The sequence below is a fragment of the Kastovskya adunca genome (genome assembly GCF_059505785.1).
The window spans coordinates 21,034-46,256 of the sequence record NZ_JCACLG010000008.1 but is presented as its reverse complement, the minus strand read 5'-3'; the positions used below and the strand labels follow the sequence as shown (position 1 = coordinate 46,256).

The window sequence follows — 25,223 nt, the reverse complement described above, 5'->3', positions numbered from 1 at the left end:
CCTATTTATGGAATTCAATTACCTAAAGAAAAAGACTTCCTTTCTTAATCGTCTCTCTCTCTGTTTAAATCGCTGTGTTAGGCGTCGGGGGGTAGGATGACTTGGTCAATGGCATGAATAACACCATTGCTGGCTTCAATATCGGCTTGAACAACACGGGCATTATTTACCATGACGCCAGTGTCGCTGACTACCACTTCTACAGGGCTACCTTGCACGGTTTCAGTTGCTCCAGATTCCAGCATTGTGGAACTCATTTCACCAGGAACTACGTGGTAAGAGAGAACTTGGACGAGTAGATCGCGGTTTTCTGGTCTTAACAGTTGCTCAATTGTACCCGCAGGCAGAGCAGCAAAGGCTGCATCTGTGGGGGCAAAGATAGTGTAAGGCCCTTCAGCCGCTAAGACTTGATCTAAACCTGATGCTCTCAGAGCTGCCGTTAAGATTTTAAAGGAATCATTAGACGCGGCAACACCAATGACGCTGTCGCTTGCGGTGGTGGAGCGAGCTTCCATTGTCGATTCTGTGCCCATCTCCATTGAGGTATTACCCATAGTGGAGCGATCGCCTGTCATGGTGGAGCCAGAACCCATGGCTGATTCATTACTCATACCCATTGAGGTATTACCCATTGAGGCATTACCCATAGTGGAGCGATCGCCTCTCATGGTGGAGCCAGAACCCATTGCTGATTCACTACTCATACCCATTGAGGTATTACCCATTGAGGTAGTACCCATGGTTCTAGAACTACTGGAACTTACTAAGTCAGACAAGGTGCGGGGAGTGAGGGCATTAGCACCTAGGGTAGAAGTGAGGGCAGTAGCGATTTCCTCAGGCACTAGGACTTGGTTAATGACATGAATGACACCGTTGTTGCCTTGGATGTCGGCTTGAGTAACCATCGCATTGCCAATCATGACGCCAGAGGAGCCAACCTGAACATCGACAGAGCTACCTTCAACAGTTTCTGCTGTCATTGACTGAAGTTCGCTGGAAACCATCTCTCCAGACATGACGTGATATTTCAGAATCTCAGTGAGAAGTTCCCGATTTTCTGGCTGGAGTAAGGCTTGGAAGGTTTCTCTTTGCAGTGCCCCAAACGCTGCATCAGTTGGTGCAAAAACGGTATAAGTGCCATTTTCCAAAACGTCGTCTAAACCCGTGAGTTTCAATAAACCGGATAAGACATCAAAAGAATTGCTAGAGTCAGCGATCGCTACAATGCTATTTTCCATCATTGCAGACTCAGAGCCTGAGGGAGTCATCGGCTCAGCTTGTGCCTGAAGCGGGGATTGAGTTCCCACCGTTGGCATGTTCTGAGCGATCGCTGGTAATGCGACAATTGCACCAGCTACTCCTGCAAGCACAGCAAACTTTTTGACTGATTTAGAAAATTTTTGCATATCATATTCTCCTATTAAGAAATATTACAAGTCTTCATTGTCAGCATAGTCATGTCTGCGACGATGAAGCTTCTACCAAAAGGTGGAGGCAAAACAATCTAATCAGCAATAAGGTCATATTTTCAGCTCACCACACTTGTAAATCTGTCTAAAGGCTGATTTTGGGGGTACCTCATCCCCATTCGCCCTAACGCAACACTTCCTCTAACTGATGCTGACTCCAGAGGGAGCGGTATAAACCTTGCTTTGTCAGGAGTTCCGCGTGGGTGCCTATTTGAACAATTGTGCCAGCATCCATGACTAAGATGCGGTCAGCCGTGGCAGCCGCCGAAAGTTGGTGAGAGATAAAAATCACCGTGCGGCGTTGCTTACCCTCAGACAGGTTGTTAAGAATTTGCGTTGCGGTTTGATTATCAACGCTAGACAAGGCATCATCCAGAATCAGAATCGGGGCGTCCATCAGCAGCGCTCTGGCGAGGGCTGTGCGTTGCCGTTGACCGCCAGACAGGGTAATTCCCCGTTCCCCGACAATGGTGTCGTACTGATGGGGGAAGTTGAGAATTTCCGGGTGAATTTGCGCTTGCTTGGCGGCATATTCAACTTCTGAGCGATCGCTCAGAGGGCTACCATAGCGGATGTTGTTCATCAGCGAAGTACTAAAGAGGAAGCTATCTTGAGGGACATAGGCGATCGCTCCTCGTAAGTCTTGCAAGCGTATCTTCGTAATATCCTCTCCATCCAGAAAAACTGTTCCAGTCGCAATATCCAACAAGCGTGGTAACGCATTAGCGAGGGTTGATTTCCCAGAACTAATAGCCCCGACAATGGCAACAGTTTCCCCTGGATGAATAGTAAAGCTAACGTCTTTTAGGGCAGGGATTTCTGCTCCGGGAAAGGTATAGCTGAGATTTTTTGCCCTGATGTGACCTTCGACAGGTTTCGGTAGTTCAATAGCATCAACGGCATCTTTAATCTTTGGCTTTACCTTGAGAATTGCTTCGACGCGGTCAATACTAACTTCACCCCGCTGATAGGCAGTAATTGTAAAGCCTAGTATGGCGGTGGGGAAAACCAAACGCTCAGAGTAAAGAATCAGTGCTACAAAGCCACCGACACTAATTTCTCCCTGGGCGATCTCTGTTGGGCCTAGCCACAGCAGCACGAGTAAACTGACAAACGCTAGGGCTTCGATGATGGGAAATAATGTATTCCGCGTTTTTGCCAGATCGAGGTTAGCAGACAAAAGTTGCTCGTTCAGGCGACGAAAAGCGCGGCGTTCATTTTCTTCCTGAGCATAAATTTTGATCAGGGAGATACCGCTCATATCTTCCTGAATCAGTTCGCTCACATTTGAGAGTTCTTCCTGAACAACTTGCTGTTCATTCCGCAGTCTCTGACTAAAGAGTTGCACGCCGATCAACATGAACGGATAAACAGCGATCGCAAATAGCGTTAGCCGCAGGCTGAGCGACATCATGAAGGGTAGAGTCCAACCATAAGCAAAGATCGTATTTGCCAAACTCAATACCGCAAACCCTACAAGACGGCGGATATTATCAACATCACTTGTCGCTCGATTGATTAAATCTCCAGGCGTACTGCTGGTAGAAAAATAAGCAGGTTCTAACGTCAGCAGGTGCTGAAAAATCTTTTGCTTCAAGTCAAATTCTACCTGACGCCCCACCCCAAATAGCTGAATCCGTGACGCCATCCGAATCAGCAACATCACACTTGATAGAACAAGAATCAGGATGATATAGCGCCAGATTTGAGCAAAGCTGAGTGCTGTACGTAGTTCGTCAATGGCGTCTTTGATCAGTAGTGGGATGTAGACGCCCAAAGCATTGACGACAAATAGAGCCGTAATACCGAGTAGTGCCTGTTTCCAGTGAGGACGCAGGTATTCACCTAATTTTTGCAGCCGCGAGTTAGCCATAAAATCAATTTAACAATTTTTGATTTTAGATGATGACTGGCACTGAATTTTTGGGCAGTCAGGCGATCGCTCCGGCAACCTCACCTAATGACGCTGCTTTTTCAGGCTATCCACTCCCCGGCTTCAAACGTTACCAAATTTTTAACAACCTTGCCTGTTTCGATGAGAGCTACCCGATTTAGAAACTTCTTTAGCGAAGTCTCAGAAAATCATCCATATTTAATCATCCTTTAGATAGAGTTACTAAGTTTAGATTCAGTAAGATAAGTAATAAAGTCACAAATTAGCCGTAAAACTAAAAGTAAGCCTAAACATGATTAATTTTCTCGTCAATACTTTAGAGTTTATTTTGAATTTCTTTTATCGCGATCGCACTTATCCGCGATTTTATGTTCTAGAAACAGTCGCACGGGTTCCTTACTTCGCCTACACTTCCGTACTTCATCTCTACGAAAGCATGGGCTGGTGGCGTAAATCTGATTGGTTAAAGATACACTTCGCCGAATCCTGGAATGAGTTACACCACCTACTGATCGTCGAAGAACTAGGAGGCAATAAATACTGGATCGATCGTTTTGTAGCTCATAGTGGTGCCTTTATATATTACTGGATTTTAGTTTTTGTATATATGATTTCGCCCCGCTCGGCTTACCACTTCATGCAGAAAATAGAAGAACATGCCTATCACACTTATGACACGTTTCTCAAGGAGCATGAAGATGAATTAAAAGCCCAACCCGCGCCAGTGGTTGCTGTTAATTACTATCAAGATGGGGATCTTTATTTATTTGATGAGTTTCAGACCTCTCATCCTGAACAAAAGCGTCGCCCAAAAATCGAGAATCTTTATGATGTTTATCTAGCCGTTCGCGATGACGAACTAGAGCACGTTAAAACCATGGTTGCCTGTCAGCAGATTGACGCCCAAACAACCTTTAAAAGCCCCCACGATATCGAAAACAAGACTTCGCCTGAATCAACAAAATTGGCAATTGAAAAAGCTACAGGTCAATTAGTCCAAGAAGCACTAAAACAAGAACCCGTAAAAATAAACTGAGTATCACTATCCACCTCGAAACCGCCATAGATATTTCCTATAGCAATCCTATTGGTGAGATGCGATCGCCTCATATCCCCGACTTCACGACAATAAATCACCTAGGACTCAATAGCACCAATTTAAAAACATTCATCACAACCGATCAAACCTTGTGCAGGGGGTCTGGGGGAGGCACTCATCCCAAGAGTGAGGGGATTGGGGGGAAGCCCCCCAAGCTGGGTTTTTCTCAAGAACAACTCTTGTTCTCTTAAGTCAGTGACATTCATCTAAGATTGCTATCTATCTGTAGTACAAATTTAGAAAAATCCGATCACGGAGCTACAAAAGCACTGGTGACGACCAGCCTCGGAGAAAGTAGTAAATCGAACTCAGGAATTCTTCTACAACTTGCGTCGTTATCGCCAGTGATTGAACATTGGGGAGGAAACTTTCGACTTCCAGGCGACGACTGGGAGTTGCACCTTCCTGAAAGGTATAAAAATCCGTCGGTCTAGGGATGACTCGTAAACCGAGATTAGAAAAGGTGAGGGTGGCACGACGGGTATTGATACCAGAGGAGACAAGGATCATTGATTCATTTCGCAGTCCCCGTTCCCTCAAAATTCTCTCAACGGCAACAGCACTGGTACGTAGATCTACACCTCTAGGCTCCAGGATAATTTGGTTGCGGGGAACACCGAGGTTGGTGAGGATGCTGGCAATATCGCTAGCTTCGCTCGTATTATTGCCCTCTAGGTCAGGTCGAGGGCCAGCACTGACAATAACAAAGGGTTGTCGTCCCAAGGCAAGTTGCTCTCGATATAACTGAGCGGCATAGAGAATGCGATCGCCTGTATCTGTTAGTTGAATTTGCGTCTGGTAGGGCAGGTTAGCTTCTGTCGTCCCTTGTCCTAAGACCACAATAGCGGCGGCGGCTCGGCTAGCAGTAGGAAGGAGTGGTTCAGGGCAAACCCCCTCACAAATCTCCCGACGTCGTTGCTCAACTTGAATCGCTTCTTGTTCTGCGCGTTGTGCTAGAGAGTAAGAGAGGATGGGCAGGCTAGACAACAGCAAAATAAAAAAAGCTGCCCAAAGGGTAGCCGAGTTCTTTACCTTACTTGCCCCGATTAACAAGAGCGTTAGGGCTGCTCCTAGAGGTTTGAGGGGAAAAGAAAGAATTGCCCAGAAAGTTGACACCATCGTATCGTTGGGATTAAGAAATGCCAGAACGATGATGGCAAACAAAAATAAAGCACCCAAGAACGCCAGATATTGCCTAGGGATGAGCTGCAGCAGCACATAGTAGATAAAGACAACAACTACTATCCACAACAGAACCCGCGTTAGAAGTAAATACATTTCTAGAGCTAAGGGCTAGAGCAGGACACAGGCATCTTATCTAAAAAGATCTGATTGTGTTTATTTTTTATCCTTGTAAATGCTTGCTAATTGCCTCTGTTACCGTCTGAATTACTTGCACACGGGCAAAATACTTGTCATTAGCCGCAACAAGCGTCCAAGGAGCAGTGGGGGTATTAGTCCGCTGAATCGCTTGATTGACTGCCACCTCATACAACCCCCATTGTTCGCGATTGCGCCAATCTTCGTCTGTGAGTTTGTATTGCTTGAAGGGGTCATCTTGGCGACTCTTAAAACGCTGGAGCTGTTCATCTGGGCTAATGTGCAACCAGAACTTGACCAGCACGTAACTAGCATTAGTTAACTGCGCTTCAAACTCGTTGATTTCCCGATAGGCGCGACGCCACTCGATCGCCGTTGCCAAGCCTTCCACTCGTTCCACTAAAACCCGTCCATACCAAGAGCGGTCAAAAATCCCAATCGTTCCGGTATTAGGTAGGCGTCGCCAGAAGCGCCAGAGATAGTGGTGAGCCTTTTCTTCGTCTGTAGGAGCGGCAAAGGTGTTAACGACATAACTGCGAGGGTCAAGAACATCCGTCAAGCGTTTAATTGCTCCGCCCTTACCCGCCGCATCCCAGCCTTCAAATAGCACCAGCACTGGCACCTGCTGTTGATAAATTTTCTGTTGGAGTTTACGCAGTTCGACCTGAGCTTGACGGAGTTGCTTTTTGTATTCATCGGAGGAGAGGCTGAGGCTGAGGTCAACTTGCGCCAAGGCGTCGGGTTCGGTGGGGGTGAGTTGCTCTTGGGGAGGCAGTACAGGGGCAGGCATCTGCAACTGATGTCGATCCAGAGCCTCGGTGAGGGTGGCAACGAGTTGGGTGAGAACTTTCACCCTCGCCCAGCGTTTATCGTTGCCTTCCACAAGTGTCCAGGGAGCAACACCTGTAGAGGTGTAAATCAACATTTCTTCGGCAAAGGCGGCATACTCGTCATAGCGTTTGGCTTGCTGCCAATCTTCTGGGCGCACGCGCCACGCGTCTAATTCATCCTTGGCATATTTTTTTAACCGATCTTTAAGTTCTTTTTGACCCAGGTGAATCCAGAATTTGGCGATCACTACCCCATCATCCACCAATTGCCGCTCAAAGGCGTTGATCTGCCGAATCGCCATCGGCACCTCCACCGCCGAAACTCGATCAAACAGGCGGTCTTCTAAGACATGGGTATACCAGCTATGGTAAAAAATGCCGATACTGCCATTTGCAGGCAATTTTTGCCAAAATCGCCATAAAAACGGGTATTGCTGCTCTTGTTCGCTGGGAGGCCAAATTGGATGTACGGTAAAGCCGCGTGGGTCCATGTAACCCACCATTTTTTTGACCAAAGAGCCTTTCCCTGCTGCCGCCCAGCCTTCGAGAACGACCACCATCGGCAGCTTTTGATCCCGACAGGCTTTTTGAAGCGATCGCAACTGACGCATCAGCGCCTTAATTTGCGAATGGTAGGTACTTTTATCGAGAGAAAGATCTAGATCTAGCGTCTCTAGCATAGACTTAAAGAGTTTTAGGTTGTGTTGTACTGAAAATAAGTAACGACTTTCAACAGTTAGGTAGGACGAAAACTGGGGAGGCATTCAGGTGTCGCAAGTCAAACCAACAATTTTAGTAACGGGTGGTGCAGGATATATTGGTTCTCATGCGGTGCTAGCGCTACAAAAGACAGGATACGGCATCGTCGTTCTAGACAATTTGGTCTATGGACATCGGGAACTCGTTGAAGATGTCTTAAAAGCAGAGCTGGTAGTTGGGGACACAAGCGATCGCCCTCTGCTAGACAAGCTCTTTAGTACCCACAACATTGCGGCAGTCATGCACTTTGCCGCCTACATTGCCGTTGGCGAGTCGGTTGCAGAACCCGCCAAATACTATCGCAACAACGTCACTGGCACGCTAACGCTCCTCGAAGCCATGGTAGCGGCAAACGTTAAGAAGTTGGTCTTTTCTTCCACTTGCGCCATCTACGGAATGCCGCAGCAAGTGCCAATGACAGAAGAGCATCCCCAAAACCCCTTAAGCCCTTACGCCAGTAGCAAGTGGATGGTTGAGCGTATCCTCGCCGATTTCGCTAATGCCTACGACTTGCACTCCGTTGTCTTCCGTTACTTTAATGCCTCCGGTGCTAACCCTGACGGCTTACTGGGTGAAGACCACAATCCCGAAACTCACTTGATTCCCCTGATTCTGTGGGCAGCCTTAGGGCTTCGGGAGTCCATTTCCATTCTCGGCACCGACTACGACACTCCCGACGGCACCTGTATCCGTGACTACATTCATGTCAGTGACTTAGCCGATGCTCATGTGTTAGGTCTGGAGTATCTTTTGGAAGGGGGGACAAGTGAAATCTTTAACTTGGGTAACGGCAGTGGCTTCTCAGTCAGAGAAGTCATTGAAACCGCTAAGGTAGTGACGGGTTGTGAGATTAAAGTAGTAGAAGGCGATCGCCGTGCTGGAGATGCTCCTATTCTCGTCGGTAGCAGTGATAAAGCTAAGACTCTGCTTAACTGGCGTCCCCAATACGCAGACCTCAGGAAAATCATCGCTGATGCTTGGCAGTGGCATCAACAGCGTCATAGATCGGGTGATGCAGTTTAATCACTTTGTGTTTGGATGAAAGAGACTACGGTGAATAGACCCGCTCAAACAGGAAAGACCGCAAATAACTCAACCCCTCCCAAAAAGGGGACAACTCACCCTGAAGTCCGCCTCAGCCGCTTAGAATCAATTGTTGAACAAATTGGCGAAGCGGTACTTGCGACAACTGAGACGATTGAGCGTCTATCTGATCGAGTCGATGCTCTAACCGTGCAAGTACAACACCAAGGACATCAAGTCCAACAGCAGGGTTATCAGCTCTTTGCGTTGAGTGATGCCGTCCAAACCCTGGCGGAAACGCAAAACCATTCTCTAGAGCAACTGTCTCTACTTACAGAAACATTGCAACGCTTTACCGCTGCTATTGAAGCTGGGGATAATCATTAATTGCGAATGGCACTTTGGTTCATGGTGCTAATACTTGCTGGCGATCAACATCTTCCCCAATCCTCAAGATGCTCCTAACGTCGCTAATCAGTGAAGCATCCCGAACTAGAGGAACAACAAACAAACCGTCAAAAAATGTGCTACTAAAACGAGAGTGCGAATATTCGTTAGGAGAGTCTTAATGTTCTTTCTTCGTCGGAATGCCGTCATTTTTCCTGCGGCGGCTGCCCTTAGCGTTTTAATTTTAGGTTGCAGTGAGAGCAAAACTGCTCAGTGCAGCAGGATTATTGAGGTGGCAAATCAAGCCGTTACAAAAACAAAATCCGTCACCAATGGCGGTCAAACCAGTGACCCCAAGGCGATGCTCCAGGCAGCAGATTCGATGGAACAAGCCTCTAAAGAAATGGAATCTCTTGAGCTAACAGATGCCAAGCTTAAGGACTATCAAGCAGGTTTTATTAATATGTACCGCGATACCAGTAAAGCTACTCGCAACTTTATCGCAGCCTTTGAAAAAAAAGACCGTCCCGCTGCTGAAAAAGCCCTAAGCAATTTGCAACAAGCTACGACTCCTGAAAAACAGTTAGTTACCGATATTAATACTTACTGCGCTGGAAGTTAAGGTGGTATAGCGCTTCAAGTATTTGAGACAAACTGAGCCAAGAGAAGGCGATCGCTAATCTATCACCTTTGAGATAAGCTCTTAACGGTGATGCAGCGTTCTGCGTAAATATCCTTGAAACATGCCCTTGTCCACGAGTGGTTAACCCCCAAAGCCACTGGCGGTTCTGAACTAGTTGTCCGAGAAATTCTCAAAAATGTTGATGCCGATTTATATTCCCTAATCGACTTTGAATCAACCAATCCTCAAAGCTACCTCTTCAAACGCTCCATTGGTACTACCTTCCTACAACACTTTCCCTTAGCACGAAACGGTGTACAAAAATATCTGCCGCTTCTACCTCTAGCCATTGAACAGCTAGACCTGCGGGAGTACGACGTCATCCTTTCCTCTGCCCATGCCGTTGCCAAGGGAGTCCTGACAACACCGCAACAACTCCACATCTGCTATTGTCATAGCCCCATGCGCTACGCCTGGGACTTAACCTTCGACTACCTCAACGCTAGCCGCCTAGGACGCGGTCTTCCTAGCTACCTGACACGGGATCTCCTCCACCGCTTGCGTCAGTGGGATGTAATTTCTGCCAATCGAGTAGACTACTTTATCGCCAACTCCCAACACACCGCTCGTCGCATCTGGCGTTGCTATCGACGCCCTGCGGAAGTGATCTATCCCCCGGTGAATGTAGAGCGTTTTTCTTTACAAACCCAAAAAGAAGATTTTTACCTCACCGTTTCCCGGTTAGTGAGTTATAAGCAAGTATCTCTTATTGTCAAAGCATTTAATCAGCTAGGACGCCCTCTTGTAGTAATTGGCGACGGACCGGAATTAAAATTGATTCGTAAACTTGCACAACCTAACGTACAAGTGCTAGGTTTTCAGCCAGATCATGTAGTTGAGCAGTATTTGGCAAAAGCCAAAGCCTTTGTATACGCGGCTTATGAAGACTTTGGAATTGGTTTAGTGGAAGCACAAGCTTGTGGCACACCCGTCATTGCCTACAAAGCGGGTGGTGCATTAGAAACCATTCGTGATATTCGGCAACATGCCGATAAAGGAACAGGTTTGTTTTTTGACCACCAGACGGAAACATCTTTAATTGAGGCTGTTGAAAGTTTTGAGGCTCACGAACGGCAGTTTAGCCCCCAATTGAGTCGATTACATGCCGAATCCTTTGCCCCGGAAGTTTTTGGCAATCGTTACGTGAGTTTCCTAAAACGCTGTTATCAGCATCATCAGTTGCGGTTTTCTCACAATCAATCTCAGTTTTTGGAACTCTAGACGCTATCGCCAGCGTCCTGTGGCTTTATGATCGTGACTGTGTGGTGTGAAATCAAGGAGTAAGATGACTGCCCAGAGCCAACTGATCTCCGTCAAGATATTTCAGGCATATGTCAAGAAAGGCTTCCAGCCCCTTGCAGCCAGAAGCAAACAGAGAAACAAAGTTCTCTTTTGTCTAGACGGTGCTTTCGCTAAACGAACTTTTGATATTTTGTTTTCCTTATCGGTTCTCATCCTTTGCGCTCCGCTGTATCTCATCCTGGGGTTGTTGATTGCCATCAGTTCACCAGGCCCGATTTTTTATGTTCAGGAGCGTGTTGGGAAGAATCACAAGCACTTCGGCTGTATCAAATTCCGCACAATGGTGGATAAGGCCGATGAAGTGTTGCTGGAGATGATAGAAGAATCGCCCCAGTTACGTCAGGAATTTGAGGATAATTTTAAACTCAAGCACGATCCGCGAATAACAGCGATCGGGAAATTCCTCCGGGTAACGAGTCTAGATGAATTTCCCCAATTTCTAAATGTTTTAAAAGGAGATATGAGTATCGTGGGCCCTCGCCCCCTTGTTCCTGAGGAATTACCCAGATACGGGCGTTATATGCATAAGGTACTGACGATTCGCCCCGGCATTACTGGCTTATGGCAGGTCTCTGGGCGCAATGATATTCCCTACAGCCGCCGTATCCAGATTGATGTTTACTATGTCAACTGCCAAAACTTTTGGCTAGATTTGTGGCTGATTATTAAAACTATCGGTGTGATCGTTATTCCGAGGAATAATGGCGCTTACTAACACTAAGCGGTCAAGCGTAGTGTTTGCCAAAAAGACAAGGGGACAAAACCAAAGAGGAGACAAGTTTTTTCCCCTATCCCTTCATCTTACCCAACCAGCAAATGCGACTCAATCCTCCGTGCCTAAAGGGTAGCTTGCTTTAACTTGCCAATTTAAAGGCGGCTATACCTTAGGAATATTGAATTTTGCCTAGAGCCATGCAGCGAATTTTGAGTTAGCTTAGGGAATGATTCGCCGCCTTTTGACTTTTCAGGGTTAGGAGGTCGGTGCCAAAGGCGAACAACCACTCACGAGAGTGCCCATTTTGTTACAGGAATTATAGAGCATGTCACAACGCAAGCGAGCCCTGATTACTGGCATTACAGGTCAAGACGGCTCCTATTTAAGCGAGTTGTTACTTGAAAAAGGGTATGAAGTCCACGGTATTATCCGACGGACTTCTACCTTTAACACCGATCGCATTGACCATGTATATGTAGATCCTCACAATGAAACGGCGCGTTTGTTTCTCCATTACGGTGACTTGACGGATGGCACAACGCTACGTCGGATCTTGGAGGAAGTCCAGCCGGTAGAAATTTACAACTTGGGTGCTCAATCCCATGTTCGCGTCAGTTTTGACTCTCCAGAGTACACTGTAGACGCGGTGGGCATGGGAACGCTGCGACTTTTGGAAGCAATTCGGGACTATCAACAGCGCACCGGGATCGAAGTCCGTTTCTATCAAGCGGGTTCTTCGGAAATGTTTGGCAAGGTACAGGATATCCCCCAAAAGGAGGAAACCCCTTTTTATCCCCGGAGTCCCTATGCTTGCGCCAAGGTTTATGCTCATTGGCAAACGATCAACTATCGCGAATCTTACGGGCTGTTTGCCTGTAATGGAATTTTGTTTAACCACGAATCCCCGCGTCGAGGAGAAACGTTTGTCACGCGCAAAATTACTCGCGCGATCGCTCGTATTGTTGCCGGAAAGCAAAAGAAAATTTTCCTAGGAAATCTCGACTCTAAGCGGGACTGGGGCTACGCCAAAGACTATGTTAAGGCGATGTGGCTGATGTTGCAGCAAGAGCAGCCCGATGATTATGTAGTGGCAACAGGCGAAACTCATTCCATTGAGGAATTTCTAGATATTTCTTTCGGTTGCGTTAATTTAGACTGGCACGACTACGTAGAATTTGACGAGCGCTATCTACGTCCGGCTGAAGTTGATTTACTAATTGGCGATCCTACCAAAGCCAAGCAGAAACTCGGTTGGGAACCCTCTATTACCTTTAAAGAATTAGTGTATCTGATGGTAGAAGCAGACTTGCGAGCGCTAGGGTTAGAGGCACCAAATGGTGAGAGCGCACAACTAATGAAGGATAATGCCTACATTCGTCAAGGCGTCGGCAGTATGGTTGACTAATGCGTCACTATTAAGTAGTTGATCGTCAAAAATAGGTGAGAGGTTAGAGGGAAGAGAGGCTATTTGGCTTCTTCCTCTTACCTCTTGCCCCGTACCTCTTACCTTCAAAAGACAACAACAGATGTCAACCTTAGATTTGAGCAACAAACGAATTCTCGTCACTGGTGGTGCTGGTTTTCTGGGGCGTCAAGTCGTAGAGCAGTTATGTAAAGCTGGGGCAGATCCAGAAAAAATTACTGTACCGCGATCGCGCGACTACGACCTCCGTGACTTGGAAAAGTGCAAACAAGCCGTCGATCAACAAGACATTGTGATTCACTTGGCGGCTCATGTCGGCGGTATTGGTTTAAATCGCGAAAAACCAGCAGAACTGTTCTACGACAACTTGATGATGGGAACGCAGCTCATTCATGCGGCGTACCAAGCAGGGGTAGAAAAGTTTACCTGTGTCGGCACAATTTGTGCTTATCCCAAGTTCACTCCCGTTCCCTTCAAAGAAGATGACCTCTGGAACGGCTACCCAGAGGAAACAAATGCTCCCTACGGCGTGGCTAAAAAAGCGCTATTGGTGCAACTGCAAGCCTATCGCCAACAGTACGGCTTTGATGGTATTTACCTGCTTCCAGTAAACTTGTACGGGCCAGAAGATAACTTTGATCCTAGTAGTTCTCACGTTATCCCTGCCTTGATTCACAAGATTCATGAAGCGCAGCAACGAGGAGATAAAGAACTCCCGGTGTGGGGAGATGGTAGCCCTACCCGCGAGTTTCTCTACTCTACCGATGCAGCACGGGGTATTGTCATGGGTACAACTCATTACAATGACCCAGAACCTGTCAACTTAGGTACGGGCTACGAAATCTCAATTCGCGATTTAGTTGAGCTAATTTGTGAATTGATGGGCTTTAAGGGCGAAATCGTTTGGGAAACGGATCAACCTAATGGTCAGCCTCGTCGTTGTTTAGATACAGAACGGGCAAAGCAGGCGTTTGGGTTTACGGCTGAGGTGGAGTTTAAGCAAGGGCTAAAGAATACGATTGAATGGTATCGTCAGCACGCCGCTTAGATGATGAATTTTGCGATCAGTCTTGATAGTTCCGATAGGTTCTAAGCTTTAGCTCAAATCAACGTAGATACCAAAGTGGTCACTAACGGGTTTACTTCCCTCTTTGTAGTAGCCTTGCCACTGCTTCACCTGACTCACGCGCTTTGACCAGTCTGCACTCAGGCAAATATGGTCAATGTTGTAGCCGATTTCATCGCTGGCAGTCACGCAAACTAAGTTGCTACGTTGCAATTGTTGCTCCAGCAATGCTCGTCCTTCTGGGGTTCCATACCGGAAAGGTTTGTGGAGACACTCGTTGAAGTCACCCGCCACACAAAAGGGCAACTCTGAATTTCTCAGTGTTGCCCAATTTTTTCCGTGCCAGTGGATAGACTCGTAGTGTCGTTGCCACATCTTGGCTTCTCTCTCCCTAACTCCATCAGCTGCCCAAGTGATAATGGTGCCGTAAACTATCAGGTTTCCTAGGGGAGACTCGATTTCTGCACAAACAGCCGTGAATGGCTCTGCTGTTGGTATCTGCTGCTTCACGGGATAGCGAGACCAAATTGTTGTGCAGTTTTCTCCTGGACGGTAATAACTTTCTGGGGGATAGTCTTGGGAGGGAACGCCTTGATGAGTGTTTTTCAGTGCGATCGCGTGATTGGTTTCTGTCAGCACCCAGATATCGGCATTGATGTCTCGAAGCTTCTGGAGAATAGCAGGATTTTTTTGCCATCCGTTGGTACGGGGTCGAGCGAGATTCCAAGTGGCAATTCGGAGGGAATTGGACATAAAAGTGATATCATTTTGCACAAATGATATCATTACTAACTTCAATGATCCGCACCGTAATTAGCCTTGACCCGGAAGATAAGCGTTGGCTGGAGCAGAAATCCAAAGAAACTCAAAAGCCAATGGCAGCTTTAATCCGTCAAGCCATTCGACGGATGCGCCAAGAAGATGAAAGCAACTCTCCTTCTTTTGATACTCTGCTTGAACAAACTCAGGGACTGTGGAAAAAAGAAGAGGGTTTGGCTTACCAGCAGTCAATACGCTCTGAGTGGTAATGAGGCTCTTGCTAGATTCCGTTATCCTGATTGACCACTTCAATAATGTCCCGGCGGCGACTGCCTATCTGAGGGAGAATCAACCAGATAGTGCTATTTCTGTTATTACTAGAGCGGAAGTGATGACGGGTTTTGAGCCACCAGAAGCCAAGTTAGCGGCGCGGCTTTTGGATCGATTTCCGACCTTGGTGGTTGATGTGCAAGTCGCTGATTTAGCAGCAGCATTGCGTCGGGAACAGGGGTGGAAACTGCCTGATGCCATCCAAGCCGCCTTAGCCGAGATCCATAATTTGAGGCTCGTGACTCGCAACTTGCGGGATTTTCCGCCGGAGCAATATAAGTTTGTGCTGATTCCTTATCGCGTCTAAATGCAGAACGCCATTGAAGATCAACTAAGCAAAGCCCAATTACGGCGATCGCTACTCAAGCAGCGCCGCGCTCTCTCTGGAGAGGAATGGCGGCAAAAGAGCGATCGCCTAATTGATCATCTCCAGTCCTCCCCTCTATTCCACCCAGCGCAAACAATCCTCGCCTATCACAGCTTTCGCCAAGAACCCGACCTCAGCCCCTTGTTTAGCGAGAGTAAATACCGCTGGGGATTCCCTCGCTGCGTTAATAAATCCCTCATTTGGCACCGCTGGCAGCCCGGAGAACCGCTACAATTTGGGTCTTATGGCATTGGCGAACCGCATCCGGATTCCCCCACCTTAACGCCCGATCAGGTAGATTTAATTTTGGTTCCCGCTGTTGCTTGTGACACTCGTGGCTACCGTTTAGGTTACGGTGGCGGATTTTACGACCGAATGCTTAGTTCTCCAGAATGGGCAAAAAAGCCGACGATTGGCATTGTTTTTGAGTTTGCTTATTGCCAAGAATTACCAACTGATGGGTGGGACAAGCCCTTGCAGGCTGTTTGTACAGATGTAAACTTTTATCCCCTTGAGCGATGAATCTTGCCTCGAAAAAACCACTCAAAGCCATGCCTTCAAGCAAAGCAAAGGGTCGAAACGCAAAACTTAAGACGATTGCTATGTATGGGTTTTTGGGAGCGATCGCCTTTTTGATGCTGTTTCCTCTACTTTGGCTAATCAGCACATCCTTAAAGTCGCCCACAGAAAACATCTTTCAGTTTCCTCCCCAGCTCATCCCCCAAGAACCCACTGTTCAGAACTTTGTCCGGGTTTGGCAAACGAATCCCTTCGGACGTTATCTGTTCAATAGCACCATTGTTGCCGTACTAACGGTTAGCTTAAATTTGCTGTTTTGTTCTCTAGCCGCCTACCCCTTAGCACGGTTGAATTTTCAGGGACGTGACGCAATATTCACGCTGATCGTCACCACGATCATGATTCCCTTTCAGATCGTGATGATTCCCCTGTACATCTTGACGGTGCAGTTGGGTTTGAGGAATAGCTATTTGGGTGTAATTTTTCCAGCGATCGCTTCCGCCTTTGGTATTTTCCTCCTCCGACAAGCCTTTCAAGGTGTCCCCAAGGAACTTGAAGAAGCCGCACGCATGGATGGCTGCTCAGAACTAGGCTTGTGGTGGCATGTGATGCTACCTGCCATTCGCCCCGCTCTCGTCACCCTAGCTATCTTTGTCTTTATCGGCTCCTGGAGTGACTTCCTTTGGCCCTTAATTGTCTTAGATCGCCCGGAATATTACACCCTTCCCTTAGGCGTAGCGACGTTAGCCGGGACGTTTTCTCTCGATTGGCGTCTCATTGCAGCAGGTTCAGTCATCTCCATCGCCCCAGTACTGCTCTTCTTCCTCTTTATGCAGCGTTATATTGTCCCCACAGAAGCAGGGAGTGGAGTGAAGGGGTAGTTCTTTGAGTCCTGAGTCCTGAGTCGGGGAGAAAGGATGAAGGATGAAGTATGAAGGGTGAAGTATGAAGTATGAAGGGTGGGTGTAGTTATCCCCTGCCCTGCTCCCTTGCTCCCCTGCACCCCTGCGCCCCCGCTCCCCCGCTCCCCTGCGCCCCCGCTCCTCATCACCCCTAATTCCCAACCAACGGCTGAGGATTAAGAGCGGCTTTGGGATAGGGGATGCGTTGGTGATTGGATTGTTGCCAGACGCGGACGAAGACTTCGGCAATATGGGATAAATCTTCCCGTGTTAGCCCAGAGTCTACGAGTTGGTTATCTTGCCAGCGGGCTTTGAAGATTTTCAAAATTGTGGCGAGGGCGGTTTCCGGGGTGGCATCTTTGAGCGATCGCAATGCTGCCTCGCAAGCATCTGCCAGCATCACTACTGCGGTTTCTCGCGATTGGGGAATTGGGCCATCGTAGCGAAAATCTGACTCTCGCACGGGTTGAGTTTCGCCTTCTTTTTCTACTAGCTGTTGAGCTTGGTAATAGAAGTAAGAAATTAGTAGTGTTCCTTGATGTTCGGGGATAAAGTCCCGTACAGCTTTCGGTAACTGGTATTTACGCGCCATCACCAGTCCTTCAGTAACGTGCTTTTTGATAATCTCTGCACTCTTCCAGGGGTCATTAATTTCATTATGCTTATTAGGGCCGCCCATCTGATTTTCAATGAAGCCCAAGGGGTCGTGCATTTTACCGATGTCGTGGTAAAGCGTTCCTGTTCGCACCAGTTCTACATTGCAGTGCAGTTCTCGCGCGGCGGCTTCTGCTAGGGTGGCGACAAAGAGGGTGTGCTGAAAGGTGCCAGGGGCTTCGGTGGCGAGGCGCTTCAAAAGAGAGCGGTTGGGGTTTGCCAACTCCGCCAGACGAATCGGCGTTACTAAGTCAAAGAAACGTTCTAGGTAAGGCGAGATGCCCAGCGCCACGATACTCCACGCCAAACCCGATAATCCATAAATAGCCGCTTCAGGAAGCACGGCATACCAGATCATTCCTGCTGCCGAACTCAGGATTAAGTTGACAATCAGGTTAACGGCACCTTGGGTTAAGCCGACAGCACCGCCTAACAGGGCGAGTTCTTCACGCGATCGCGTTTTTCCCGCCATGAACGCACCCAGTAACCCCCCAGCCGCACCTGCGAGCAAAGACTCCCAGGCAACTTCTAGACCTGTACCTGCGACAACGGTTAGCAGCCCGACGACGGTCAACCCCAAAGGTGAACCGTAAAAGCTGCCTATTAATAAACCAACAGCAGGTAGGCTGCTGTAAGGAAAATTAAAGGCGGCGATCAGGGGGGTGCTCAGGCTCAAAAGCAAAATTAAAATATAGTCACGGCGTCGCAGTGCCATAGAAAAGCGCCGTTCCACCAAGACAAAAACGCCGACGGCACCTGTCACAAAACAGCCAAACCCGGCTAAACCCAGCCAGTTTGTTTGCCGACGACTCAAGCCGAAATGATCGAGCAGCACAAAATCTGCCTGACTAATTGCTTTTCCCGATTCAACAATCACCTCTCCCTGCTTGATTGTGACCAATTGTGGTGGCACAGCTTGGGCGGCTTGTTCTGCCCGTTGTTTAGTTTGTTCCTTATCCTCAACTAAATTGGGTTGCAAAACCTCGGTTAAAAGCTGAGTGGCTAGCGATTCGGTTCCGGTGGGAATCACCATACCGACTTGTAGCCTTACCGCCTCTTTGAGAATTGACTTGGGCAATCCTCGCGGAATTCCCTGGGTAAGCATTCGCGTCGCTGCTTGGTGAATGCCATCTTGTGTCTGTTCCCAATCTGTATCGGATAGCTCCAGCAATGTTACTTCGTAACGGCTATTGGCTTTTTCTGCCCTTGGTGCTTTAAGCTGCTTAACCGCTTGGGCATAACGCTGACGGGATTGAGATATTAAGCTGATGAGGTCATTAAATGCGATCGCTGAATTTGCCGCTCGGTAGGTTTTCAGCTCGGTCACCGTTTGAAAAAATGCTAGATCTAATTTTCTTTCTGTCTCTGAATTTGTCTGGTTGGGGACTAACAAGTCTGGTGAAGGTGAGGCTTTGTCTGGGCTAATCTTGACGGCATTCATCACCGCCTGCCACTCCCAATCTTCGCTACTCCGTAAGTATTGTTGGCTAGACGTTGACAAAACAGCCGGAGCAACAAAGGGAAACGCACCCGCTACTGACCGCACTTGGTCAGCTTCATCCAGGGATTGTTGCAAATTTTGATAGATCTGATCGGTATAAGTTCGGTCGATCATCAAGACGGGGACAAAACCCGTCCGTGCTGCTTTGCGTTTTTCTTCGGTGGTTTTAGTGTCCTCAACTGTGGCATCCTGAGGGGCGCGGATTGTTTGGGGAGCGATGGTACTGACATTTAGTCCCGGCTGGTTGTAGAAGCGGTTTCCCCCTACGCTGGTGAGGGAAACAACTGCAACTACCCACATCATTGAGGAGGGGCAACGTTGGCGATCGCTTCTTTGTGACCGCCGTGTTGCAGAATGCTGACGCTGGGACAAAATTGCCCGTTTTTGAGCCTGAAGTTCTGAGGTATTGGTATCCACTGATGCCTCAACCTCCCCAAATGACAATAGGCTGCGAATCGGCTGAGTTGTCCGCCGCAAACGATCGAGCTGCTGCGTCAACGAGTGAAGCGTTTTCATACCATAAAATTGCCATTTCAGGCGACAGGAGCGGTGGAAGTACCCAAGTTAATTAGTTTGGGTATAGGTGTCTTACTGCAATCGAGTCTATAGATTTCTATTGATAGAGCCTAGCGTTTGAATACACTTGTTCCTACCTTACAAAACCAGAGGGAAAAATGCCTATCCCCCTAACTAAGTAGTTAGAAGTAGTTACGAAAAAAACACAATTGACGGGTTAAACTCTAGAGCGGTCGCGAACGGCGCTGAATAACGTAGGGTGCTGCTACTGCCGCCACAAAGCAACGTTCCGCTGCCCTATCATCATAGACTCCTGACCATACGGCAAAAAGGCGCTCTGCGAGTTTCAACATCCCCATATCGCTACTTGAATAAGTTGAAGCTAGACGCCAGCCGATAGGAATCCCAGCAAGACTATTATAAGCACCTGATAAAGCCCCAGTCAGAGCTACAATTGTTTGCTGTTGATGGCTGATCCGGACGGCACGGGTGACGCTAAGGCGAAAGTCTTCGGGAGTACTAAGGAAGCAGTAAAACGCCAGCGCGATCGCTTTTGTCGGTGTCGCAGGCTGACGACGAAACTGCGCGATCGCCCTATCTAAGCCTGCACCTTTGTTAATCAGGAACTGTACCTCTTCTAGCTCTTGAGCAACCAGTGAATCTGGCATCGCTCCATTAGCTAAGAGGCGAGGAATTAAGGTGTGGGGATGCAGTTGTTCTTTCAGAGCAGAAGCGATCGCCTCTCCCAAGGTGAGGATTGCTACGGACGCCTCGGATTCCCCTTGCCAAAACGAGGCGGATTGGTTAAGCATATCGCGCTGCTTAACAGTATCTTCATGGAAAAACAGGGCTACGGGTAACGTGGCGATCGCGGCTTCACTCAGACTCACCACCTTAGGGCTGTGAGTTGCCAGAAGCGACTTTACTGTTGTTTTCGCCGCCCCTCCCCAATCCTCTAAATTCAGTCCCCCACAACGCACCAGACTGTCGATGCCAATTGCTGCCACCTGAGTCCAACCTGATGCCACTGTAGGTGGTGAGGCATCCTTAAGTAACCCCGATGGCATACTTTGCCACCGTCCACCCACCCGATCCCCAAAAGTTTCTCCAATCAAGCAGCCTAACAATGCCCCCCGAAAGCGGCTCAATAGAGAATACTGCATTAGTTCCTTCTATCAGTCAAAACCTATCGCTTACTTTCGCCATAGTATGGCAAAAGCGACAATCACAAGTTACCCATCCCTAGTCAGAAGTCAGCCCTAATGAGCTTACGTTTAATTGAAGTTTTTTTGCCAGATGAAACAGGCGATCGCATTGAAGATTTGCTCGAAAATTACTCATTTCTCGGCATTTGGCACGAACATTTAGAGAATCATCAACTGCTTGTAAAAATCCTCGTCTACTCAAAAGAAGTTGAACCTCTGATTGATTGTCTAGGACAAAAATTTTCTGGAGTAGAGGGTTTTCGCCTGCTGATACTGCCTGTGGAAGCCTCCATACCACGCCCGGAACTGATTGAATCTGCCGTATCTGAACCCGACTTTGCCCAAAATGGGGAAAACTCTGACACCCCGTTCCCACGCATTAATCGGGAAGAACTCTATGTCGCTGTGGCTGAAAGTGTCAGATTGTCTTGGACGCCAATTTTAATGGTATTTCTCTCCACCACAATTGCCGCCATTGGCTTACTGAGGAGCAGTGAAGCGGTAATCATCGGCGCTATGGTAATTGCACCATTGCTAAAACCAAATATGGCATTAGCGGTAGCGACCACCTTAGGGGATATGGCACTAGCATTACGTACAGTTAAAGTTGGTAGCGTGGGCATTTTTGTATCGCTTTCGCTTTCAATCTTGATCGGACGTTTCTTTCCCATCAATCCTGATTTACCAGAGATTGCCTTCCGAACGCAGGTAAGTTTAGCCGATGTAGTTTTGGCTTTGGCGTCGGGAATTGCTGGAGCAATTTCGTTGACTGCCGGCGAGACAAGTGCGATCGTGGGGGTCATGGTATCTGTAGCCTTATTGCCCCCATTAGTAACCTTTGGTATGTTGCTGGGTTCAGGAGAATGGGAGATTGCTGGCGGTGCAATGCTGCTAGTGCTAACAAACCTAACTTGCTTGAATTTGGCAAGCGTCGGCACCTTATTGCTACAGAAAGTAGCACCTGGCGAATGGTGGCAAGTCTATCGCGCTAAAAAGGCGACAAATATTGCCTTTGGAGTATGGTTTTTATTGTTATCAGCTCTGATAGGAGTGATTCTGACTTGGAAACGGCATTAAAATTGAGTGACTTTCAGCAACTCAGCGTCGGCTCTACCTTTAACATCACCCTTCTGAGAGTAGTCGCTGCCAAATCCGCACTCCAAAAGCCCAGAGAATAAACGAAATTAGTCTCGTTGCAATTCTCTGAGGTGGTTAACTAGTGCCTGTAACCCTAGACGATAGCTTTCAGCTCCAAAACCGCTAATCTGTCCGATGGCGACAGGCGCAATATAGGAATGATGGCGAAAAACTTCCCGTTGGTAAATATTACTGAGATGAACTTCCACTGTGGGAATCTTCACAGCCGCGATCGCATCCCGTAAGGCAACACTGGTATGGGTATAGGCACCAGCATTAATCAAAAGCCCTTGTTGCTGCCCTAAGGTTTCATGAATGGCATCAACCAACACCCCTTCATGATTAGACTGAACGGCAAGAATCTTGGCTTTCAGCCCTTGTCCTTCCGCCTCTAACAGACGATTAATTTCAGTGAGAGTGACCGAACCGTAAATCCCTGGTTCTCGGCGTCCCAACAAGTTCAAATTAGGCCCATGTAGAACCAGGATATTCAACCAACACAAAGGTTCCGAAGGCACTGCAATTGTTACCGACGACGCCGGGGTTCATCCACAGGAATGGGAATGAGTTCCGGTTCTGGTTGGGATTCTGGGCCATGTAAGGTCTCAATGAGCCTACGCGCCCACTCTTTTAGTTTCTCCAGAACTTTTTCGAGGTATTCCATCAAACAGAAGGCTCCTATGAGACAAGCTGTGTCTTCTTTTTATCTTAGGTCAGCTTAATCGATCAAAAAATCCGTGTTTAAGCGGAAAACGATCAATCTCAGCCTAGCCAGGATTTTTACTTCAACACCAGTTTGAAAAACCGTTGCATTTCTTATTATTAACCTAACATTAACACACCCGCCAATAAGCGGTCATCCTACCCAAGAAGGGGCGAATGTTCCCCCAAATGTAGAGGCGAAGAACCCAAAGGCAGGATAGATGAGGGAAGTATGAAGTGTGAAGGGTGAAGGATGAAGTATGAACGAGGTTATTGGTTCACTCCATCCCTCTATTCCCTCATTACTAAATCAGATGCGTAAGAGCTAGGGGCGCAATAAACGACGCCGCAGTAAATCGAGGGCGTTACAAGTACTCGCATGACGGATGGAAGATCGACTGCGGTTTTCTCCAAGTTGATACCGAACGCCTTCTACTTCATCCCCCGGCCCAGCTAATCCGATGTAAACTAGCCCAACGGGTTTAGTTTCTGTACCTCCGCTAGGGCCAGCAATACCTGTAATGCTTAGTCCCCAAGTGGTTTGGAGAAGCGATCGCACGCCTGTTGCCATTTGTTTTGCTACTGATTCACTCACCGCACCATCGGAGCCTATATCCTGAGGATTGACTCCTAAAACCGATGTTTTCACCGCGTTGTCATAGGAAATCACCCCTCCCAGAAAATAGTCAGAACTGCCGGAAATCTCCGTGAGCGTTTGCCCCAGACCGCCTCCGGTGCAGGATTCGGCAACACTCAGTGTTTCCCCTGATCCCCGTAGCAACTGACCGACTACCGACGCTAGGGTATCTGTGTCACTCCCAAAATAGTAGAGTCCGCCAATTTCTTGGAGTTGTTTGGCTACAGGCTCAATTAACTCCCGCGCTACTGCTTCGGATGACGCTTTGGCAGATACTCGTAAGCGAACTTCCCCTTGTCCGGCATAGGGAGCAACGGTGGGATTAGATAAATTGAAGTAGGACGATACTTTTTCCGCTAAAGCCGACTCCCCGATTCCCCAAAATCTTAAGACTTGGCTATAAATAATTTCCTGACCCCAGCCCTGAGCTTTGAGAAAGGGAATGGCGGTATCTTCCCACATCCGCTTCATCTCCAAAGGGACACCTGGAAAGGTGAGAATAGCCAAATTCGGACGGGGTTGCCAGATGATGCCAGGAGCCGTCCCTGTAGGGTTGGGGAGCACTTCCGCACCCTGGGGAATCAAGGCTTGTTTGCGATTGTTGGGCGTCATCTTCCGCCCTCTAGAGGCAAACTTCTGGGCAATCTCTTCGAGGAGATCGGCGCGTTCTACTAAGGAAGTGTCAAAAAAATCAGCAATTGTCTCTGTGGTTAAGTCATCCGGTGTTGGCCCTAAACCACCTGTGAGGATGAGAATACGAGAGCGATCGCTGGCAATCTTCAATACTTGTTTCAGACGCTCTGGATTATCTCCCACCACTGTTTGGTAATAGTGAGGAATTCCCAGCGTTGCTAGCTCTTGTGCCAAAAATTGAGCATTGCTATTAAGAATTTCGCCTAGTAGTAATTCTGTCCCAACACAAATAATTTCAGCGCTCATTGAGGATTAGGTATTAAGTATTCAGGCATGACTAGAAAATATGTAAGATGAAATTTCATCTCCATTTTTATGATCTGTTTTTTTATGTTTGACATGGCTAGTTTTCCTTTATAAGCTAAATAGAAAAGCTAGGTGTCTCCTAAATTAATTAATAGAAATTGGATACACCCAATCAGAATAATTTGGATCGCGGTTTTCTGTAATGGCTACCAGCTTTTCTCTGATCTTTTCTGCAATCAGGTAAGATTCTGGCAGCTCATAGTTTTCAATTCTTTTTACAGAAACAACCTTAGCAGCCGTTCCACTTAAAAAGACTTCATCTGCAATAAAAAGCTCGGATTTATCAACAGGTCTTTCAATTGTTTTGATTCCTAAATCCTGGGCAATTTTTAGGACACTATCTCTAGTAATTCCTTCTAAAATATCCTGCTCAAATCCGGGAGTAATCAGTTGACCGTTTCTGACTATAAATATATTCATCCCAGAAGCTTCGCTGACTTTCCCTTGAGAATTCATCAAAATTGCTTCGTCAAAGCCAGATTCTACGGCTTCAGTTTTGGCTAATGCTGAGGTAATGTAAGCAGCGCTCAGTTTGCCTCTCAGCGGTAAGCTGCGTTCTTCTTGGCGATACCAGGAACTAATGCGGCAACTAATACCTTCCGCTGGAAGATAATCCCCAAGTTCTAGTCCATAAATGAAAAAATCTTTTTCGACTTTGTGCAATCTTGGTGCAATACCTAAACCTGATGAATAGACAAATGGTCGAATATAAAAGGATTTTTCAGGTTTGTTTTTTTTGACAAAATCAACAATCAATTCCTGAATTTTAATAGCCGATAAGTCGTAATGCAGGAACTTAGCGCTGTTGCTTAGTCGTTGACAGTGCCGCTCTAATCTAAATAGTAAAATTTGTGATGGATCTTGCGGATCGGGGATGCCGCGCAATCCGCCAAGCGCTCCGGTTCCGTAGTTTAATGCCTGGGTAGCAATAGAAACATTGGCTTCGCTAAAGGGGATAAATTGGTTACGTAAGTAAGCAATGGGCAGAAAAACATCCATGATGATGACGAATTAGCTAGAGGAATT

The 25,223-nt window shown here is 47.5% G+C and carries 25 protein-coding genes; 14 read left to right on the top strand and 11 right to left on the bottom strand.

Translation table 11 applies throughout. From position 1 onward, the window contains the following. Positions 1-77: 77 nt before the first annotated feature. Positions 78-1,406, bottom strand: coding sequence for a fasciclin domain-containing protein (locus AC5JR3_RS02090; RefSeq protein WP_495842560.1), 1,329 nt, complete (start codon positions 1,404-1,406; stop codon positions 78-80). Between the two features lie 187 nt (positions 1,407-1,593). Next, complete coding sequence (locus tag AC5JR3_RS02085; RefSeq protein ID WP_495842558.1) at positions 1,594-3,342, bottom strand: ABC transporter ATP-binding protein; 1,749 nt, start codon at positions 3,340-3,342, stop codon at positions 1,594-1,596. Between the two features lie 29 nt (positions 3,343-3,371). Here AC5JR3_RS02085 and AC5JR3_RS02080 point away from each other — a divergent pair, with 29 nt between their 5' ends. After that, complete coding sequence (locus AC5JR3_RS02080) at positions 3,372-3,524, top strand: hypothetical protein (RefSeq protein ID WP_495842556.1); 153 nt, start codon at positions 3,372-3,374, stop codon at positions 3,522-3,524. Positions 3,525-3,655: 131 nt separating this feature from the next. Then, positions 3,656-4,399: an alternative oxidase gene (locus AC5JR3_RS02075; RefSeq protein WP_495842554.1), complete on the top strand. Its 744-nt coding sequence runs from the start codon at positions 3,656-3,658 to the stop codon at positions 4,397-4,399. Between the two features lie 321 nt (positions 4,400-4,720). Here AC5JR3_RS02075 and AC5JR3_RS02070 read toward each other — a convergent pair whose 3' ends face one another. Both AC5JR3_RS02070 and pap read right to left on the bottom strand, forming a co-directional pair. Continuing rightward, positions 4,721-5,740: a YdcF family protein gene (locus AC5JR3_RS02070; RefSeq protein WP_495842552.1), complete on the bottom strand. Its 1,020-nt coding sequence runs from the start codon at positions 5,738-5,740 to the stop codon at positions 4,721-4,723. A gap of 67 nt (positions 5,741-5,807) precedes the next feature. Then, complete coding sequence (gene pap, locus AC5JR3_RS02065) at positions 5,808-7,292, bottom strand: polyphosphate:AMP phosphotransferase (protein WP_495842550.1); 1,485 nt, start codon at positions 7,290-7,292, stop codon at positions 5,808-5,810. Positions 7,293-7,380: 88 nt separating this feature from the next. Between pap and galE the strand changes: the two genes are divergently transcribed. The 7 genes from galE (at position 7,381) to AC5JR3_RS02030 (ending at position 13,951) form a co-directional block, all read left to right on the top strand. Continuing rightward, positions 7,381-8,394: a UDP-glucose 4-epimerase GalE gene (galE, locus tag AC5JR3_RS02060; protein WP_495842548.1), complete on the top strand. Its 1,014-nt coding sequence runs from the start codon at positions 7,381-7,383 to the stop codon at positions 8,392-8,394. A gap of 15 nt (positions 8,395-8,409) precedes the next feature. Then, positions 8,410-8,781, top strand: a complete 372-nt coding sequence (locus AC5JR3_RS02055; protein WP_495842546.1) for a hypothetical protein — start codon at positions 8,410-8,412, stop codon at positions 8,779-8,781. Between the two features lie 181 nt (positions 8,782-8,962). After that, positions 8,963-9,403: a hypothetical protein gene (locus AC5JR3_RS02050; protein ID WP_495842544.1), complete on the top strand. Its 441-nt coding sequence runs from the start codon at positions 8,963-8,965 to the stop codon at positions 9,401-9,403. Positions 9,404-9,517: 114 nt separating this feature from the next. Next, positions 9,518-10,684, top strand: a complete 1,167-nt coding sequence (locus tag AC5JR3_RS02045; protein WP_495842542.1) for a glycosyltransferase — start codon at positions 9,518-9,520, stop codon at positions 10,682-10,684. 64 nt (positions 10,685-10,748) lie between these two features. After that, on the top strand, positions 10,749-11,480 hold the full coding sequence (locus AC5JR3_RS02040; RefSeq protein ID WP_495842540.1) for an undecaprenyl-phosphate galactose phosphotransferase family protein: 732 nt from the start codon (positions 10,749-10,751) through the stop codon (positions 11,478-11,480). A 325-nt stretch (positions 11,481-11,805) separates the two neighbouring features. Further along, a complete protein-coding gene (gene gmd, locus AC5JR3_RS02035; protein ID WP_495842538.1) occupies positions 11,806-12,885 on the top strand; it encodes a GDP-mannose 4,6-dehydratase in 1,080 nt (359 codons plus the stop codon). 121 nt (positions 12,886-13,006) lie between these two features. Beyond that, on the top strand, positions 13,007-13,951 hold the full coding sequence (locus AC5JR3_RS02030; protein WP_495842536.1) for a GDP-L-fucose synthase family protein: 945 nt from the start codon (positions 13,007-13,009) through the stop codon (positions 13,949-13,951). Between the two features lie 48 nt (positions 13,952-13,999). Here the strand turns inward: AC5JR3_RS02030 and AC5JR3_RS02025 are convergent, their stop codons facing one another. Beyond that, a complete protein-coding gene (locus AC5JR3_RS02025; protein ID WP_495842534.1) occupies positions 14,000-14,722 on the bottom strand; it encodes an endonuclease/exonuclease/phosphatase family protein in 723 nt (240 codons plus the stop codon). A gap of 44 nt (positions 14,723-14,766) precedes the next feature. Here AC5JR3_RS02025 and AC5JR3_RS02020 point away from each other — a divergent pair, with 44 nt between their 5' ends. Genes AC5JR3_RS02020 through AC5JR3_RS02005 form a run of 4 tightly spaced genes read left to right on the top strand, consistent with a single transcriptional unit; the run spans position 14,767 to position 16,825 of the window. Continuing rightward, positions 14,767-14,997: a ribbon-helix-helix protein, CopG family gene (locus AC5JR3_RS02020; protein ID WP_495842532.1), complete on the top strand. Its 231-nt coding sequence runs from the start codon at positions 14,767-14,769 to the stop codon at positions 14,995-14,997. After that, the gene (locus tag AC5JR3_RS02015) at positions 14,997-15,365 is read left to right on the top strand and encodes a PIN domain-containing protein (RefSeq protein ID WP_495842530.1); all 369 of its coding nucleotides are present in this window, start codon (positions 14,997-14,999) and stop codon (positions 15,363-15,365) included. The genes AC5JR3_RS02020 and AC5JR3_RS02015 overlap by 1 nt, the downstream gene beginning before the upstream one ends. Then, positions 15,366-15,947 carry a 5-formyltetrahydrofolate cyclo-ligase gene (locus tag AC5JR3_RS02010; protein ID WP_495842528.1) on the top strand — a complete coding sequence of 194 codons (582 nt, stop codon included), beginning with the start codon at positions 15,366-15,368 and terminating at the stop codon, positions 15,945-15,947. It abuts the gene before it with no gap. A gap of 29 nt (positions 15,948-15,976) precedes the next feature. Next, positions 15,977-16,825: a carbohydrate ABC transporter permease gene (locus tag AC5JR3_RS02005; protein ID WP_495842525.1), complete on the top strand. Its 849-nt coding sequence runs from the start codon at positions 15,977-15,979 to the stop codon at positions 16,823-16,825. Positions 16,826-16,997: 172 nt separating this feature from the next. Here AC5JR3_RS02005 and AC5JR3_RS02000 read toward each other — a convergent pair whose 3' ends face one another. Then, positions 16,998-19,517 carry an HD family phosphohydrolase gene (locus tag AC5JR3_RS02000; RefSeq protein WP_495842523.1) on the bottom strand — a complete coding sequence of 840 codons (2,520 nt, stop codon included), beginning with the start codon at positions 19,515-19,517 and terminating at the stop codon, positions 16,998-17,000. A gap of 224 nt (positions 19,518-19,741) precedes the next feature. Then, the gene (locus AC5JR3_RS01995; RefSeq protein ID WP_495842521.1) at positions 19,742-20,680 is read right to left on the bottom strand and encodes an ADP-ribosylglycohydrolase family protein; all 939 of its coding nucleotides are present in this window, start codon (positions 20,678-20,680) and stop codon (positions 19,742-19,744) included. Between the two features lie 99 nt (positions 20,681-20,779). On the opposite strand from AC5JR3_RS01995, the gene AC5JR3_RS01990 reads away from it, so the two are divergent. Beyond that, entirely contained in the window at positions 20,780-21,799 is a 1,020-nt protein-coding gene (locus AC5JR3_RS01990) for a TIGR00341 family protein (protein WP_495842519.1), read from the top strand. A gap of 107 nt (positions 21,800-21,906) precedes the next feature. Here the strand turns inward: AC5JR3_RS01990 and aroQ are convergent, their stop codons facing one another. From aroQ to AC5JR3_RS01970, 4 genes are all read right to left on the bottom strand, one after another. Further along, complete coding sequence (aroQ, locus tag AC5JR3_RS01985) at positions 21,907-22,377, bottom strand: type II 3-dehydroquinate dehydratase (RefSeq protein ID WP_495842517.1); 471 nt, start codon at positions 22,375-22,377, stop codon at positions 21,907-21,909. 8 nt (positions 22,378-22,385) lie between these two features. Beyond that, complete coding sequence (locus tag AC5JR3_RS01980; protein ID WP_495842515.1) at positions 22,386-22,523, bottom strand: hypothetical protein; 138 nt, start codon at positions 22,521-22,523, stop codon at positions 22,386-22,388. 363 nt (positions 22,524-22,886) lie between these two features. Next, positions 22,887-24,137, bottom strand: a complete 1,251-nt coding sequence (locus tag AC5JR3_RS01975; protein WP_495842513.1) for a competence/damage-inducible protein A — start codon at positions 24,135-24,137, stop codon at positions 22,887-22,889. A 144-nt stretch (positions 24,138-24,281) separates the two neighbouring features. Next, positions 24,282-25,196 carry a branched-chain amino acid transaminase gene (locus AC5JR3_RS01970; protein ID WP_495842511.1) on the bottom strand — a complete coding sequence of 305 codons (915 nt, stop codon included), beginning with the start codon at positions 25,194-25,196 and terminating at the stop codon, positions 24,282-24,284. Positions 25,197-25,223: the final 27 nt, after the last annotated feature.